The sequence below is a fragment of the Acinetobacter yuyunsongii genome (genome assembly GCF_041021915.1).
Classification (GTDB): Bacteria; Pseudomonadota; Gammaproteobacteria; order Pseudomonadales; family Moraxellaceae; genus Acinetobacter.
Genome location: NZ_CP157435.1, coordinates 2,800,375 through 2,816,479 on the forward strand (window position 1 = coordinate 2,800,375; position 16,105 = coordinate 2,816,479).

The window sequence follows — 16,105 nt, forward strand, 5'->3', positions numbered from 1 at the left end:
ACACCAAAATAAAAAAACCGTCAGTGCACTGACGGTTTTTTTATTGCCAAAATTACTAAAGATCAACCTACACGATAGTTTGGTGCTTCTTTAGTGATCGTCACATCATGAACATGTGATTCAGACATACCTGCCGAAGTAATTTTCACAAATTTTGCATTTTGACGAAGATCTTCAATCACAGATGAACCTGTATAGCCCATAGAAGAACGCAAACCACCCATCATTTGATGGATGATATTGCCCATTGGACCTTTATATGGAACACGACCTTCGATTCCTTCTGGGACCAACTTTTCAGCACCCGCTTTAGAGTCTTGGAAATAACGGTCAGCAGAACCTGTTGCTCCCGCCATTGCACCCAATGAACCCATACCACGATACGCTTTATAGTAACGACCTTGGAAAAATTCAACTTCACCTGGCGCTTCTTCAGTACCAGCAAGGAGTGAACCGACCATGATTGTGCTCGCACCTGCGCCAATCGCTTTCGCCATATCGCCAGAGAAACGAATACCGCCATCTGCGATCAATGGAATTTGATCTTTTAGTGCATTGGCAACACTATCAATTGCCGAAATCTGCGGCATACCAATACCTGCCACAATACGTGTCGTACAGATCGAACCAGGACCAATACCCACTTTAACGGCATCTGCACCTGCATCTAACAATGCTAAAGCTGCATCACCTGTTGCAATGTTTCCACCAATCACTTGAACTTGTGGATAATTTGTTTTTACCCAACGTACACGTTCAATTACGCCCGCTGAGTGACCGTGTGCCGTATCTACGACAATCACATCTACACCCGCATCGACTAATGCTTCCACACGGCTTGGTGTTTCTACACCTGTACCGACCGCAGCACCCACACGTAAACGACCAAGGTCATCTTTACAGCTGCTTGGATAGCTTTCCGCTTTACGGAAGTCAGTGACTGTAATTAAACCTTTGAGTTCATTGTGTTCACCAACAACTAGAACTTTTTCAATACGATGCTTTTGTAGCAATGCTTGAATATTTTCTTTCGACTCACCTTCACGAACAGTCACTAAACGGTCTTGACCTGTCATGATGTTGCTTACTGGTTGTTCAAGATTGGTTTCAAAACGTGTATCACGACCTGTGACAATACCCACAACTTTGCCATCTTTTACAACAGGTACACCACTAATATTATTCGCTTGGGTAATTGCAATAAGTTCACGTACTGTCGTTTCAGGCGTTACTGTGATTGGGTCTTTCACCATTCCAGCTTCGAATTTTTTTACACGGCGTACTTCCGCAGCTTGTGCAGCGATATCCATGTTTTTATGCAAAATACCAATACCACCATTTTGCGCCATTGCAATCGCCATACGAGACTCAGTCACCGTATCCATTGCAGCAGAAACGAGAGGGATATTCAGTTGAATTCCGCGAGTTAAACGTGTCTTTAAGGAGACATCTTTTGGGAGAACAGTTGAGTAGGCAGGAAGTAATAAGACATCATCGAAGGTTAACGCTTCTTGAACGATGGTCAGCATAACAATCTCACTGGTAATTTCCGTGAGCTATTATAAACAAATTTCGATGTGATTTTCATTTTCTATGATGAAAATAATTTGATAAGCGCGTAGAAACGCTTCACTACGACGCCTTATGTCATTTAAGCAACATCGATACAGTTAACAAACTTGATCATAATTCTCATTATTTTCTGAATCTTGTTGTTCAATATTAATCAATGGGATGAGATTGTGCGCAAGTCGTGCTTTATTACAATGATCATCCGCAATCTGAACCTCTTTACACGTTGAGCTTCGAATGGCGTAGATCGAACAACTGACTTGCTGTCCTACTTCTCCTTGTAATGCGATACATTTGACTTGAGCTTGGTTGGTACCTTTCATACAAGAATAAACGGCTGTGAGCGGTTCGACCATGTTTGCAGGCATCCGTTCTGCTTCAGCCCAATAAAAAGAAACACGATAATTTGCACAGCATGCACCACAACTCACGCATGCATCTGAGCTTGCAACTTGAGACAACATTTTTCTTAAAATTCTCGTTATCAAATTAATTTTTTGTAACTTGAATCCTAAGAAAAGTTGTTGATGAACACAATAGATTTATAGAAAAAATATTATGAATTCATTTAGGTAGGACAACTAAACACATACTCATTCATTAAATCTACGCCACATTCCAGACCCTCAATCCAGTCCAGAAACTGGTTGATCATCTCTTTTCCAACAAATGCGGTGCCATGCTGCGGCACAATCATGTCGAGGTCCATCTGGCGAACCATATTCACCCATAAACGGATGACCTTGTTGGAACACATATAACGCTGGTGGAAGCCTTTCATCTTCTTGATGTGAGCTTCAAAATCGGCAATCGGCTGGCTGGCATCATCAACAATTGAGGCACCCATATCCCCTGAAAAAAGAATTTTGGCGACTGGATCATAAAACTGGAAGTTGCCCACCGAATGCAAAAAGTGAGCAGGAATCGCTACGATTGCTGATTCACCTAAAGGAATCACTTGTCCAGTATCGGCAAGCTCAATTAAGCGATCTTCCCAATTCCCTTTCATTCGATCACTCATAAATGCTGAGTTTAAATGCGGTAAAAAGCGTGCCCATAATTTAGATGCCACTACTTTCGCATCGGTATAAACTAACCAACGCGGCATCGAAGTAATAATATCGGGGTCTTGATGGGATGCCATCACATAATCCAAATTTTTCAATTTGGTATAGCGGTTTAACTCCATGGTTAAAGGAACATAGGTCAGATCACCACCTGGATCTAGAACCGCTGCACGATCGTGATCAATAATTAAAAATTGATTGGCTTGAATGCCTTCGCCCTTGACCAAACTGGTAAAACTAATGCATTTATGCGTACCATTATCAAATAGTATTTGCGATGTAGTCCGCTCAAAACTCATATCAACCCCATAAAAATTTTTTAAATATGAAATATTTTAATTCCTTAATAAAATAATGGGATTTTATTATTGTTTCAATCAAATATTGTACTTTTATCATAATTTATAAAAAAAGATCCATGCATAAACGATGGATCTTTTTTGCGATTTAAATTTAATTAGAAGAAATAATGCTGTACCAAGGTTGAAATACCAACGACTAAGAAAATCGCAGCACCAATTTTATGAATAAGTGAAATTGGTAACTTATCAGCTAACTTATCGCCGATAAATACTGCTGGCGCATTCGCTAACATCATGCCAAGCGTTGTACCACACATGACCCAAAAAATACTGTCAAAACGTGCAGCTAAAGCAACTGTAGCAATTTGGGTTTTATCACCAATTTCAGCCAAGAAAAATAGAATAAAAGTTGCACCAAATACGCCGAATTTTTGCCATTTATTAATACTTTCAGTTTCATCCCCTAATTCATCAGGAATGAGCATCCAAATCGCCATACCAATAAAACCAAGTGCCAAAATCCATAATAGAATTTCAGGACTTAGGACAGTCGTAATCCATTGACCTAATACCGCAGAGATACCATGATTAATCGTGGTAGCCAGTAAAATTGCAATTAAAATCGGAACGGGTTTACGGAAACGTGCCGCGAGTAATAATGCCAGCAATTGTGTTTTATCGCCCATTTCAGCAAGGGCAACAATTGATGTGGAGATGAGGAATTCATACATAGTTGAATGCTCTGGCTAGCAAAATATACCGATGACCTACCCCTCCTGCTAGCCAAAATCAAGTAGATTGATGCAGAGTGGTAAATCAAAGGTCTTGCCAACAAAAGCACAGCTAAACAGCTGTTCTTGGTTCTTTGCTATGATGACCATGTTCTGTGGAACAATTATGTTGACCATCACCTCTTTACTTTGCGTAAAGAGCGGCTACTCCCCAATGAAGTGATATTAGTTTATCAAACTCTTTAAATTTTTTAAATCACTATGCCCAAAATTTTTGGTAACCCCAAATTAGCAAACGGGCAATCCCCAATAACAAAGCTAAATTCACACTCAAGCCAAAAAAACCAAAAATCCCCCAACCACTTGCACCGCCAACATTTTGAGCTTGATATTCCATGCTAACCACAATTGTTGCAGCTAACACTTCCAAACCCATGACGATGTACATCACCCAATCTGATGCAAAATGTAGAAAATTGACCCACAAGCCCATTAATACAAAAATAATCAGTAATATCGGTAATACAACTCGATAAATGATTAACATCCTTGCTCCTTATTCCGAATAAATACTTCTTTCAACTATATTAATTTTAGACAAAAGCTTGCACAAATAAAGTCGATTTTTTAATGCTATAAAATAGAAAACCTCGCATATGCGAGGTTTCCATCGTTAAAAAGTACTAGAGCAATAGGCTACGAATATCTTTTAAAAGCTTGGTCAACTTATTGGTAAAACGTGCTGCGTCAGCACCATTAATCACACGGTGGTCATAAGACAATGACAACGGCAACATTAAGCGCGGATCAAAGTCTTTACCATTCCACACAGGTTGCATGGTTGCAGGGGATATACCTAAAATCGCGACTTGCGGCCAATTGACCAACGGCGTAAATGCAGTACCACCAATACTGCCTAAGCTGGTAATGGTAAAATTGGCACCTTGTAGATCTTTCGGTGACAATTTACGATCACGGGCTTTTTGGCTGAGTTCAGCCAATTCTGCTGCAATTTGCTTAATTGATTTTTGATCAGGATTACGTAATACAGGCACTGTTAAACCATCTGGGGTTGCAACCGCAATACCCATATGAATTTCGTTACGCAATAATACTGACTTCTGATCATCAGCCAAATGCCCCGCAAAATACGGCTCTTCTTTTAACAAGTGCGCAACCGCTTTGGCAATAAAGGCCAAGATGGTTAAGCTCAAGCCTTGTTTTTTAAAGCCATCTTTCAGTTCGCCACGCCATGCTTCAAGCTCGGTAATATCCGCCAAGTCAAACTGCGTCACTTGCGGAATAAAGTTATTCAATGACAGCTGTGGCACAGACACTTGCTGTAAACGCGTCATCGCTTTCACTTCACCGCCACCAAATGAACTAAAGTCTGGTAACTTCGGCAAGCCTGAAGCCACTGGAGCGGCTTGCGTTGCAGCAGTCGGTTGTGGTGCGGTCAGACGTGTTTTCACATAAGCAAAGACATCTTCCTTCATCACACGACCGTGCTCACCTGATGCTTTGACCTGCCCAAGAACAACACCTAACTCACGTGCCAGTTTACGCACGGCTGGACCCGCATACACCTTGGCATTGTCAGCTTCTTGCGCTTTGGTCAGTTTCTCAGCTTGTGCAGGCGCACTTGGGGCTGCTGTCGCTGCCGCCTGTGGTTTTGCTGGTACTGCTTGAGTCGCAGGCGTAGCGGCTGGTTGAGCTTTTGGCGCTGCTGTTGGTGCAGCGGTCGAGCCACTCACTTCAATCGTTGCTAATGCCATGCCTTGACGAACTTCTTGATTCGCAGACACATGGATTGCTTTCACAATCCCTGCAACCGAGCTTGGTACTTCAACCGATGCCTTATCTGATTCAACCACACATAGGCTTTGTTGAGCTTCAACACGATCACCAACATTGACCAGAATTTCTGAAACAAGAGCTTTTTCTACACCTAGATCAGGTATTTCAATTTCAACATGACCCGTTGAGGTATTCGTTGCAACTGGTGCCTCAGTCGTTGCGACTGGCGCTTCTGTTTGAGTTGGAGTTGCTTGTGGTTCTGGTGCAGCAGCCAAACTTGCAGTCTTGACCTGAATCAAGACCACACCTTCCTTAATGCTATCACCTTCTTTAATCTGGATCGCTTCCACAATCCCCGCAACCGAGCTTGGAACTTCTACAGTCGCTTTGTCCGATTCAACCACCACAATACTTTGTTCAGGTTCAATCTGATCACCCACTTTGACCAATACTTCTGCAACCAGCGCTTTTTCCACACCGATATCGGGAACTTTTACATCCACAATCTGGCTTGCTGTCGCTGCTGGAGCAGCAACTGGTTGTGCTTTTGTTTCAGCTTCGACAGGTTTTACTTCTGCTTTTGGCGCTTCTGACTTCGGTGCATCGTTTGCAGGTGCTTCAGCGGCAGACTCAGACTCTAACTCAATCAATGCGATGCCTTCAGTCACTTCATCGCCCTGTTGAACCAGAATACTTTTAATGATCCCTGCCGCAGTGCTTGGTACTTCTACCGTTGCTTTATCTGACTCTAAAACCAGAAGGCTATCGTCAACTGCAACTTGGTCGCCGACTTTGACCAAGATTTCTGCAACAAGTGCTTTATCTACGCCAATATCAGGTGCTTGGATTTGCATAATTATTTCCCCTCACCTGTTTGTGTTTCATTGTATTCAGCAACTGCCTGGACTTCTGGATGCGCTTGTGGCGCCCATGCCACTGGACGATCCGTATCTAATTCAAAATTAGAAATTGCATCTTTCACTAAACGTGCATCTACCTCACCTTCGTCCGCTAATTTTTTCAAAGTCGCAACCACGATATGTGCAGCATCAACACCAAAGAAACTACGTAAGTTGGCACGTGTATCTGAACGGCCGTAACCATCTGTACCTAATGCAACAAATGGACGACCATCTGGTAAATATGCACGGATTTGTTCACTGTACGCACGCATATGGTCTGTCGCAGAAACAACAATACCTTCAGTACCACGTAACTGTTTAGATACCCAAGATTCTTTCACTTCTTCAGCAAGCGCAAGCGGGTGTAAGCGGTTATATTCTTCACATGCCATCCCATCACGTGACAACTCATTGAAGCTGGTTACACTCCAAACGTTTGAATGAATTTGGTATTCATCACGTAAGATTTTCGCAGCTTTAATCACTTCACGAAGAATGACACCTGAACCCAGTAATTGAACTGTTGCTTTTTCATCTTTTTCGAACAAGTACATACCACGTTTAATGCCTTCCTCAGCGCCTTCTGGCATTGCAGGATGCTCGTAGTTTTCGTTCATTACGGTTAAATAATAGAACACTCGCTCTTGGTTCACATACATGCGTTGTAAACCGTCGTGTACGATCACAGCCAATTCATAACCAAAACATGGATCATAAGATACACAGTTTGGAATGGTGTTCGCCAAGATATGTGAATGACCATCTTGGTGCTGTAAACCTTCACCATTCAATGTGGTACGGCCAGCGGTCGCACCGAGTAAGAAGCCTTGTGCCTGTGCATCACCCGCAGCCCATGCAATGTCACCAATACGTTGGAAACCAAACATTGAGTAGTACATGTACATTGGAATCATCGGCAAGTTATTGGTTGAATAACTGGTTGCCAACGCAGCCCAAGCACTCATCGCACCCGCTTCGTTAATCCCTTCTTGCAACATGTGACCGTCACTTGCTTCACGGTAATGCATTAACTGTTCTTGGTCTTCTGGCGTATATTTTTGACCGTGCGCAGCATAAATACCGAGCTGACGGAACATCCCTTCTAAACCGAAAGTACGTGCTTCGTCTGGAACGATTGGAACGACACGGTCTTTAATTGCTTTTTCTTTCAATAATGCAGCAATTAAACGAACCATCAGCATCGTGGTCGATTGCTCTTTACCGCCAGAGCCATTTAATACGGCATCAAATACTGATAATTCAGGAATCGTTAAAGTTTCACTCTCTTTACGACGTGCAGGTAGATAACCGCCTAACGCTTCACGACGTGCCTTCATATATTTCAATTCAGGCGAGTTTTCGCTTGGACGATAGAAAGGCACTTCTTCTAATTGCTCATCGTTAAATGGCAAATTGAAGCGATCACGTACATATTTTAAAGATTCGATTTGCATCTTTTTGATTTGATGCGTTTTGTTTACTGCTTCAATTTCATCAGACAAGCCATAACCTTTAACAGTTTTCGCTAAGATTACAGTTGGTTGACCTTTGGCTGTACATGCTTCTGCATAGGCTGCAAAAACTTTGTACGGGTCATGACCACCACGATTTAGATTATCAATATCTTCATCGCTTAAGTCTTTAATCAACTCAGCCGCTTCTGGGTATTTACCAAAGAATTTTTCGCGTGCATATGCACCGCCCTTCACTTGTAAACGTTGGTATTCGCCATCCAGTGTTTCTTCCATAACCGCTTTTAAAGCACCAGTGCTGTCTTTAGCCAGTAGTGGGTCCCAATGACGGCCCCAAACCACTTTAATGACACGCCAGCCCGCACCACGGAATAAAGATTCTAATTCTTGAATAATTTTACCGTTACCACGTACTGGACCGTCTAGACGCTGTAAGTTACAGTTCACCACCCAAATGAGATTGTCTAATTTTTCACGACCCGCAAGTGAAATTGCACCCGTACTTTCTGGCTCATCCATCTCACCATCGCCCAGATATGCCCAGACTTTACGATTTTCTTCTTTGATCAAACCACGATTCATCAAGTACTTTTGAATGTGTGCTTGGTAAATCGACATAATTGGACCCAAACCCATGGATACAGTTGGGAACTGCCAATAGTCCGGCATTAAATACGGATGTGGATAACTCGGAAGACCATTACCACCCACTTCACGGCGGAAATTATTCAATTGATCTTCAGTTAAACGCCCTTCCAAAAATGAACGTGCGTAAATACCAGGGGCACAGTGTCCTTGGTAATAGATCATATCTCCGCCAAAGTTATTGCTATTTGCGCGGAAGAAATGGTTAAAACCAACATCATATAAGGTTGCAGACGATGCGAAACTCGCAAGGTGACCACCAAGATCATCGCCTGTTTTATTGGCACGTAATACCATCGCCAAGGCATTCCAACGAATTAAAGCACGAATACGACGCTCCATATCTTGGTCGCCTGGCATCGCTGGTTGTTCTTCAACAGAAATCGTATTGAGATAAGGTGTATTTAAGCGTTGGATCGGAACATGTTTTGCAATAGCCTGTTGATAAAGTTTTTCTAATAAGAATGCGGCGCGTTCCGTGCCCATATGTTGTAATACTGAATCAAATGCTTCTTGCCATTCCTGGGTTTCCTGCGCGTCTGAGTCGCCATAAAACGCCATACAATTCACCTTTTCCCTTAAGTTATTTTGACCTTATATATTTATCATGTTTTGGTGCTATGGAGGTATCGCCCCAAATGAATACAAAATCCCCTAATATTTTCTTGCTAAATAGTCATTGACTCAAATGAAACAAAAAACATAAAAAAACGCCAATTAAGGCGCTTTCTTTTTAAATTTAATATACAACTGTTAACAAATTAGCTTAAGGCAACATGGCAAGATAAGTTGTTGGATTTTTACGTTGACCATCTTTGACAACTTCAAAATGCAAATGTGGTCCTGTACAACGTCCTGTACAGCCTACATTGGCAATATGTTCGCCTGCACTAACGCGATCACCCGCATTCACCATTAAGCGTGAAGCGTGAGCATAACGAGTGATATAACCGTTGCCATGATCGATTTCAACATATTGACCATAACCTGATCCCCAACCTGATTTGGTTACAACACCAGAACCTGTTGAATAAATAGCTGTACCTGATGGTGCCGCTAAATCAACACCCGAATGATGACGTGTCGTTCCTAATAAGGTACGGTTACCCCATGTTGAACTTACCCGCCCTTCTTGAAGTGGGTGATTAACTAACCACGAATAACCTGTATTTGCTGAAAAAGATCGTGCATTATCTTCGGCAGTCGATGAAATCGCTGAACGACCATATTTTCTTTCGATCGTAGCATTATTCAATTCAATAGTTTTTTCACGCAATTTAACTGATACATTCGATACGGCAGGCAAATCAATATCATCAGGATGGCTATAAGAACCTTGTGCTAAGGTTTTAGATAATTGCTCTAGGCGGTCACCATCTGTTGCTTGACCAATATTTTGATAATCTGCAAAAGCAACCGAAGCGGCTGAAGCAGCGAGTGAGAATGCAAGTAAAATACGACGCATATGCATAAAAAAACCTCTTGAAACAGTCCTTAAATAGTTCCTTTATCATCTCTTCCTTGATAACAGTTAAAATGAACGCTTAAGATGAGCCGATAACCTCGAAGGAAGTTAACATGTCTGAACCTAGCAACGTTTTTCAACAGAAAGGACAACACATAAAAACTGGAAACTTAACGTTTCTGACTACGCAAGTGACTCGATGGAAACAACTTACGAAAATTATTCAACCTATACTGCCCCAACCAGAGCAATGGCAGGTTGTTTGTTATCAACATGGCGTTCTGATCATAACTGGTGAAAATCAAGCGATGATTAGTCAACTCAGCTATTTACAAAGCAACTATGTTGCGCAGTTAGCTCAATTAGAAGGACTCAAAGACTTACGAAAAATCCAAGTTCGCCTAAGAAACAAAATGAATGTTCCTCGTGAACCTTCTCCCCCATCTAAAACACTTTCTTCAGAAACCCAAGAGCAGTTACGCAGCGCCGCTGAATATGTGAGCGACCCTAAGCTTAGCCAAGCTTTACTACGTTTGGCAAGCAATAAAAAGTAAACTACTTATCTTAGGTATTGAAATATACACTTATTTTATGTGAACTAAATCTCAACTTTTATTGTTATAATATAACATAACCAATAAAAGACAATGACTTATATCACACTCACATAAGAAATTGGACAATCATTATCGTTATTAAATGTTACAATTTCATAACTACTCGGATCATTTTGAACATTGCGTAACAGCTGATTATTGAGTGCATGCCCTGATTTATAGCCATCAAACTTAGCAATTACCTGATGACCCAATAAATATAAATCACCGACAGCATCTAAAATCTTATGACGCACAAACTCATCAGCAAAGCGCAATCCCTCTTCATTGACCACACCTATATCATCAACACCAATCGCGTTCTCTAAACTCGCCCCTAAAGCCAGATTATTCGCCTTTAAATAATCAAGATCTTTCATAAAGCCAAAAGTTCGCGCTTCACTGACTTCGTATACAAAAGTTTCCGTTGAAAAATCAATCGACACGGATTGGTATTCTTTAGCAAATGCGGGATGATCAAAATCAATCGTAAAATTGAGTTGAAAACCTGAATGCGGGGTGAAAATAGCACGCTTATCTTCAATAAGTGCTTCAACAGGTTTTAGAATTCTAATAAATTTCTTTGGTGCATCTTGCTCTGCTAACTCACCTTGCATGAGTAAATAGATAAATGGACCTGCACTGCCATCCATAATAGGTACTTCAGAAGCAGAGACCTCGATGATTAAATTATCAATGCCTAATCCCGCTATAGCACTCATCACATGCTCAATCGTACCGACTTTTATATCTTCTCGCACAAGATTGGAACACATAAATGCTTCTTGAATGAGTAAAGCATTCGCAGGAATTTCTACAGGAGGATTGAGGTCAATACGGCGAAAGATAATACCTCCATCAACATGGTGAGGAACAAAATTAATCAGCACCTTTTGACCACTATGCAGACCAATACCGCTCGCTTTCACCACACGCTTGAGAGTACGTTGTTTCACCATACCATGACAACTTCATTTGCAAAAACCGATATAACTTAGCATATTTTGCCATTTTAAAAAAATAAAAAAGGGAGCAATTACTTACCCCCTTTCTCTAAACATATGATTTTATTATTTACGCTGCTGATTTTTCAGATAGTCTTGAATACTCATTGGCGATGAACGTGGTGTAGAACTTGGCGCTGCTGTAGCAGGTGCGTCTACATTTGCACGTTTACTGATCGCCGGAACATCATCTTCATCTACAGGTTGTTGGGTTTTAGCGATTGTTGTTGGCGTATGGGTTACTGTACGTTTTTTGGGTTCGGTATCATTGGCATTACGTGTCAAACCTGTTGCAATTACAGTCACACGCAGCTCATCACGCGAATCTGGGTCAAATACCGTACCATAGAAAATTTCACCTTCATCCAAATCGACAATCTGGTTGACTACTTCTGAAATAATGTCAATTTCGCGTCCAGTAATATCTTCGCCACCTGTGATATTCACCAATGCACCTTTTGCATTAGTGAGATTCACATTATCAAGCAACGGGCTACGGATAGCCTGTTCAGCCGCCTGACGAGCACGATCTTCACCACGTCCTGTACCCGATCCCATCATTGCGTAACCGCGAGTACTCATAGCTGTTTTCAGATCAGCGAAGTCGAGATTCATATGACCATGGTTCACTACAAGATCAAAAATACTCCGTACCGCATTAAGTAATACATCATCTGCCTTTTTATAAGCATCTTTCATTGAAATATCACCATAAACGCTGAGTAAGCGTTGGTTTGGAATAATAATCAATGAATCAACATGCTCTTCTAAAGCTTCAATACCTTTTTCTGCTAACTTTTGGCGGCGGCGACCTTCAAAATTAAACGGAGTCGTTACCACACCCACGGTCAAGATGCCCATTTCTTTGGCGACCTCTGCAACCACTGGAGCGGCACCTGTACCAGTACCACCACCCATACCCGCGGTGACAAAGACCATATCTGTGCCTTCAAGGTGCTGGCGAATCACTTCACGACTCTCTTCACCAGAAATTTGCCCCATCTCTGGTTTACCACCACAACCTAAACCACGCGTACTTTGTTCACCAATCTGAATTTTAAAAGGCGCATTCATGCTATCGAGTGCCTGTTTATCAGTATTGGCACAAATAAATTTTACTCCTTGGATATCTGATTGCACCATATGTTGGACGGCATTACCACCACCACCACCGACACCAAATACTGTGAAACGGGCTTGACCGTTGCCATCGTCTAGTTCATCTTCTACCAATTCAAATGAGGTCATGACCTTTAGATTTCCTAATATATAAAATGGCAGTCACTTCAGCCCGTTACTGCCCTGATTTTTAAAACAACCGATGTTAAGATGCTGTTCAATAATAGCTAGCTTGTCAAGTACAACGGCTCACTATTACAACTTCCTAACAAATTTTCCCCAAAATACGTACAACTTAAAATATAGCTTTTAATTTGCTATTTAATGCATTCCAACCATTGGTCACTCGATCCATAAAACTTCGATCATTCGATTCTTCTGGTTCTTCTACTGCATCCTGCAAATCACTTTGGCTAAACATCAATAATCCTGACGCTGTCGCATACATCGAACGACGTAATGCAGCAAGATGTTGGTCTTCAGCATAGACCTGTAAAGGTGGATTACCTAAATGTGCAGATACTCCAAGCATACGACGTGCCAAATTCACCATACCTTCAATTTGACAAGCATCACCTGTGAGTACTACACCATGATATAAACCATATATTGCTCCGCTATGCTCTAACTCTTCACGAATTAATGTAAAGATTTCTTCATAACGCGCAATAATAATTTCTGCAAGCTCAATACGACTAATGGTCTGCTGTCCATCAATCGCTTGCACTTGAATCATATGGTCAGGTTTCACTACACTGAGATCAACACAACCATGTAAAATTTTAATACGTTCAGCTTCTTCAGTGGTCGTTTGTAAAACCGCTGCAATATCGCGGGTCACATTTTCACCACCGCGTTGCAAGGTACGTACTAATGCTAAACGACCATCTAAATATACTGCGATATTGGTAATCCCTGCACCAATATCAACTAAGCATACGCCATATTCTTTTTCATCTTTGAGCAAACTAGCTTCAGCCGTAGCTAAACTAGATACCACCATTTTCTCTACCCCGATATTCGCACCTTTCATGGCACGATCAAGGTTTTGCATGGTATTAATCGGCATCATCATCAATTGATAATGCCCGGTCATGCTATGAGCCGACATATTGACTGGGTTCTGCACCCATTCAGCCGAATCGCCTAACTCGAAGCCTAATGGAACAGCACTCGCAAAATAATAATCTGGCGATACATGGCTCGCTTTGGCTAACTCTAATGCTCTAACCACTTCATTTGTCGTAATAATATGATCATGATTAGCTACTGGTGTACGGCCTGATGCGTAAAAACTTTGCAATTCAGTACTTGGAATTGACACCCATGCGCTATGGATACGACACTCCGCCATATCTTCGGCTTCAGAGACTGCATTTTTAATCGCAGCAATCACCTTATCCAAGCTCACAATTTTGCCTTTAACCATGCCTCGGTTGCGAGCAGTTGCCATGCCAATCACTTGGATCTTATCCGGTGCATGGACCTTACCAATCAAAACTGAGACTTTATGCGTCCCAATATCAATCGCAACAACTGAGGAAACAGCTTCACTCATTACTTCATTACCATATCTTTTGTTGTTTAGTACGGGCAAACTGCCTGTTATTTTCAAGCCACGTATTATGGCTTTGCCTGAATTGCCCCTGCAAGGCTTGTGTCATCAATCGTTACAACTAACTGACCGTTGACAATCTTTGGCGGGATTGCGTTTTTCCATTGAATAGCGAGACCATTCCGATAACGCAAATCAATTGCTGAGATTTTCGACCATACAGGTTTGAGATCCGTTTGTGCCAAATGGCTTAAGCGTTGAAGCTTATTCATGGTTTGATCTTGATCAACAATAATCCGTAGACCTGAATCAAACTGCATAAACCACGTCATTCGCTCTGTTAAATACAATTCTTTTAATCTTAAATTCGCTGGATGAAACAGTTGATTAATTTCATTATAGCGACGCATCATCATTTTGGATTGGCTGACTGGCCCATGTAAAAGTGGCAAGTTTGGATGTACTTTTAATACAGCTTCACTAAAGACATCACCATTGTCACTAAGCAAACGCCCTGTTCCCCAGCGTGCAATTGCGTGGCGTGGCATCACCCGCACCCGAATCGCATTTGGCCAAGCTCGTGACACCACCACACGGTCAACCCATGAGACCTTTAAAGCCTGGTCCCGAATTTGTTCTAAATCTGAAGTAAAGTAGTTGTCTTTAATAATCGGATTTAAGTGTTGTGCCAGCTGTTGATTTTCAACATCTGAATTGGTCCCAACAATCTGCAATTGCGCCACGGTTGCATCAGTCATGACTTTATACAAGCCATAAAGACCGATTGTGAGCACAGCGAAAGCGATCAGCAACAGGATCCACCCTCCCGCATTCACCATTTTTTGCTTGGGTGATGGCGGTTTCTCATGGATAGAACTGATTGCTGCCCGTGGTTTGCGGCGCATGGATGCAGGAAGTTGAGCCATGAATTAAGCCGACTTCGCCAGGGTTTGCTCTAGGATCGCAACACACAGCTGATCAAAACCATAACCCACCGCCTGTGCCGCCTTAGGCACCAAAGAGTGGCTGGTCATGCCTGGTACGGTATTCACCTCCAGCAACCAGAAGTTTCCATTCTGGTCCTGCATGGCATCAATACGTCCCCAACCTTCCGCACCGACTGCTTGAAAAGCACGTAGACACAATGCTTGCAAGCTTTTCTCTTCGTCTTCGCTTAAACCACAAGGAATGCCATATTCCACGTCATTGCGTTGATACTTTGCCTCATAGTCATAGAAAGCAACGTCTGCAGGTGGCTGTAAACGAATCACAGGCAACGGCTGACCATTCAGGAATGAAATGGTGAATTCACGACCCGTAATCCACTTTTCAGCCATCACGATAGCATCATGCTGTGTCGCTTTTTCAATTGCAGCCGCAAAATCCTCTGCTTTCTCAACCTTGCTCATGCCGACACTTGAGCCTTCATGCACAGGCTTGATAATCACAGGCAGGCCTAAATCCGCGATCACTGCATCTAATTCAGAATCCTTGGTGACGATGCGATAAGGCGCGGTTGGCAAGTCACTGCCCTGCCAGATCTGCTTGGTCTTGACCTTGTCCATGCCAATTGCGGAGCCCTGTACGCCAGTCCCCGTATATGGAATGTTTAGCCATTCTAGAACGCCCTGAATCTGGCCATCCTCACCGCCACGGCCATGCAGCACAATAAAGGCACGGTCATAGCCAACCAGTTCCGTCACGCTACGATCCTGCGGGTCAAATGCCTCTGCCTGTACACCCGAACGCAGTAGCGCCTCTAAAACAGCCTGACCACTATCCAGTGACACAGCACGTTCAGCTGATTTCCCACCAAACAACACGGCAACTTTGCCGAATTTTGCAGCATTTGACACGTTTATATCCTTAAAACTGTAA

At 42.3% G+C, this 16,105-nt stretch carries 14 protein-coding genes and 1 riboswitch; of the genes, 1 reads left to right on the forward strand and 13 read right to left on the reverse strand.

Annotated elements, in window-relative coordinates; all coding sequences use genetic code 11:
• Positions 1–62: 62 nt before the first annotated feature.
• The 8 genes from guaB to ABLB98_RS13450 form a co-directional block, all read right to left on the reverse strand.
• Complete coding sequence (gene guaB, locus ABLB98_RS13415) at positions 63–1,529, reverse strand: IMP dehydrogenase (protein ID WP_004659900.1); 1,467 nt, start codon at positions 1,527–1,529, stop codon at positions 63–65.
• A gap of 141 nt (positions 1,530–1,670) precedes the next feature.
• Positions 1,671–2,036 carry a YkgJ family cysteine cluster protein gene (locus ABLB98_RS13420; RefSeq protein WP_004659898.1) on the reverse strand — a complete coding sequence of 122 codons (366 nt, stop codon included), beginning with the start codon at positions 2,034–2,036 and terminating at the stop codon, positions 1,671–1,673.
• 104 nt (positions 2,037–2,140) lie between these two features.
• On the reverse strand, positions 2,141–2,938 hold the full coding sequence (locus ABLB98_RS13425; RefSeq protein ID WP_249570394.1) for an MBL fold metallo-hydrolase: 798 nt from the start codon (positions 2,936–2,938) through the stop codon (positions 2,141–2,143).
• A 158-nt stretch (positions 2,939–3,096) separates the two neighbouring features.
• A complete protein-coding gene (locus tag ABLB98_RS13430) occupies positions 3,097–3,672 on the reverse strand; it encodes a TMEM165/GDT1 family protein (protein ID WP_087537048.1) in 576 nt (191 codons plus the stop codon).
• A gap of 84 nt (positions 3,673–3,756) precedes the next feature.
• Positions 3,757–3,897, reverse strand: a riboswitch (yybP-ykoY riboswitch).
• Between the two features lie 34 nt (positions 3,898–3,931).
• Entirely contained in the window at positions 3,932–4,219 is a 288-nt protein-coding gene (locus ABLB98_RS13435) for a hypothetical protein (RefSeq protein ID WP_046739814.1), read from the reverse strand.
• Positions 4,220–4,355: 136 nt separating this feature from the next.
• Positions 4,356–6,323: a 2-oxo acid dehydrogenase subunit E2 gene (locus ABLB98_RS13440; RefSeq protein ID WP_348882590.1), complete on the reverse strand. Its 1,968-nt coding sequence runs from the start codon at positions 6,321–6,323 to the stop codon at positions 4,356–4,358.
• Positions 6,324–6,325: 2 nt separating this feature from the next.
• Positions 6,326–9,049 carry a pyruvate dehydrogenase (acetyl-transferring), homodimeric type gene (gene aceE, locus ABLB98_RS13445; RefSeq protein WP_348882591.1) on the reverse strand — a complete coding sequence of 908 codons (2,724 nt, stop codon included), beginning with the start codon at positions 9,047–9,049 and terminating at the stop codon, positions 6,326–6,328.
• 205 nt (positions 9,050–9,254) lie between these two features.
• On the reverse strand, positions 9,255–9,959 hold the full coding sequence (locus tag ABLB98_RS13450; protein WP_348882592.1) for a M23 family metallopeptidase: 705 nt from the start codon (positions 9,957–9,959) through the stop codon (positions 9,255–9,257).
• 107 nt (positions 9,960–10,066) lie between these two features.
• On the opposite strand from ABLB98_RS13450, the gene ABLB98_RS13455 reads away from it, so the two are divergent.
• A complete protein-coding gene (locus ABLB98_RS13455) occupies positions 10,067–10,507 on the forward strand; it encodes a hypothetical protein (protein ID WP_005156852.1) in 441 nt (146 codons plus the stop codon).
• Positions 10,508–10,605: 98 nt separating this feature from the next.
• Here ABLB98_RS13455 and lpxC read toward each other — a convergent pair whose 3' ends face one another.
• The 5 genes from lpxC to ABLB98_RS13480 form a co-directional block, all read right to left on the reverse strand.
• The gene (gene lpxC / locus ABLB98_RS13460; protein WP_348882593.1) at positions 10,606–11,508 is read right to left on the reverse strand and encodes a UDP-3-O-acyl-N-acetylglucosamine deacetylase; all 903 of its coding nucleotides are present in this window, start codon (positions 11,506–11,508) and stop codon (positions 10,606–10,608) included.
• Positions 11,509–11,619: 111 nt separating this feature from the next.
• Positions 11,620–12,801, reverse strand: a complete 1,182-nt coding sequence (ftsZ, locus tag ABLB98_RS13465) for a cell division protein FtsZ (RefSeq protein ID WP_005156855.1) — start codon at positions 12,799–12,801, stop codon at positions 11,620–11,622.
• Between the two features lie 166 nt (positions 12,802–12,967).
• Positions 12,968–14,230 carry a cell division protein FtsA gene (gene ftsA, locus ABLB98_RS13470; protein ID WP_087543588.1) on the reverse strand — a complete coding sequence of 421 codons (1,263 nt, stop codon included), beginning with the start codon at positions 14,228–14,230 and terminating at the stop codon, positions 12,968–12,970.
• Between the two features lie 65 nt (positions 14,231–14,295).
• Positions 14,296–15,153, reverse strand: a complete 858-nt coding sequence (locus ABLB98_RS13475) for a cell division protein FtsQ/DivIB (protein WP_348882594.1) — start codon at positions 15,151–15,153, stop codon at positions 14,296–14,298.
• Positions 15,154–15,156: 3 nt separating this feature from the next.
• Positions 15,157–16,083, reverse strand: coding sequence for a D-alanine--D-alanine ligase (locus ABLB98_RS13480; protein WP_348882595.1), 927 nt, complete (start codon positions 16,081–16,083; stop codon positions 15,157–15,159).
• Positions 16,084–16,105 lie beyond the last annotated feature (22 nt).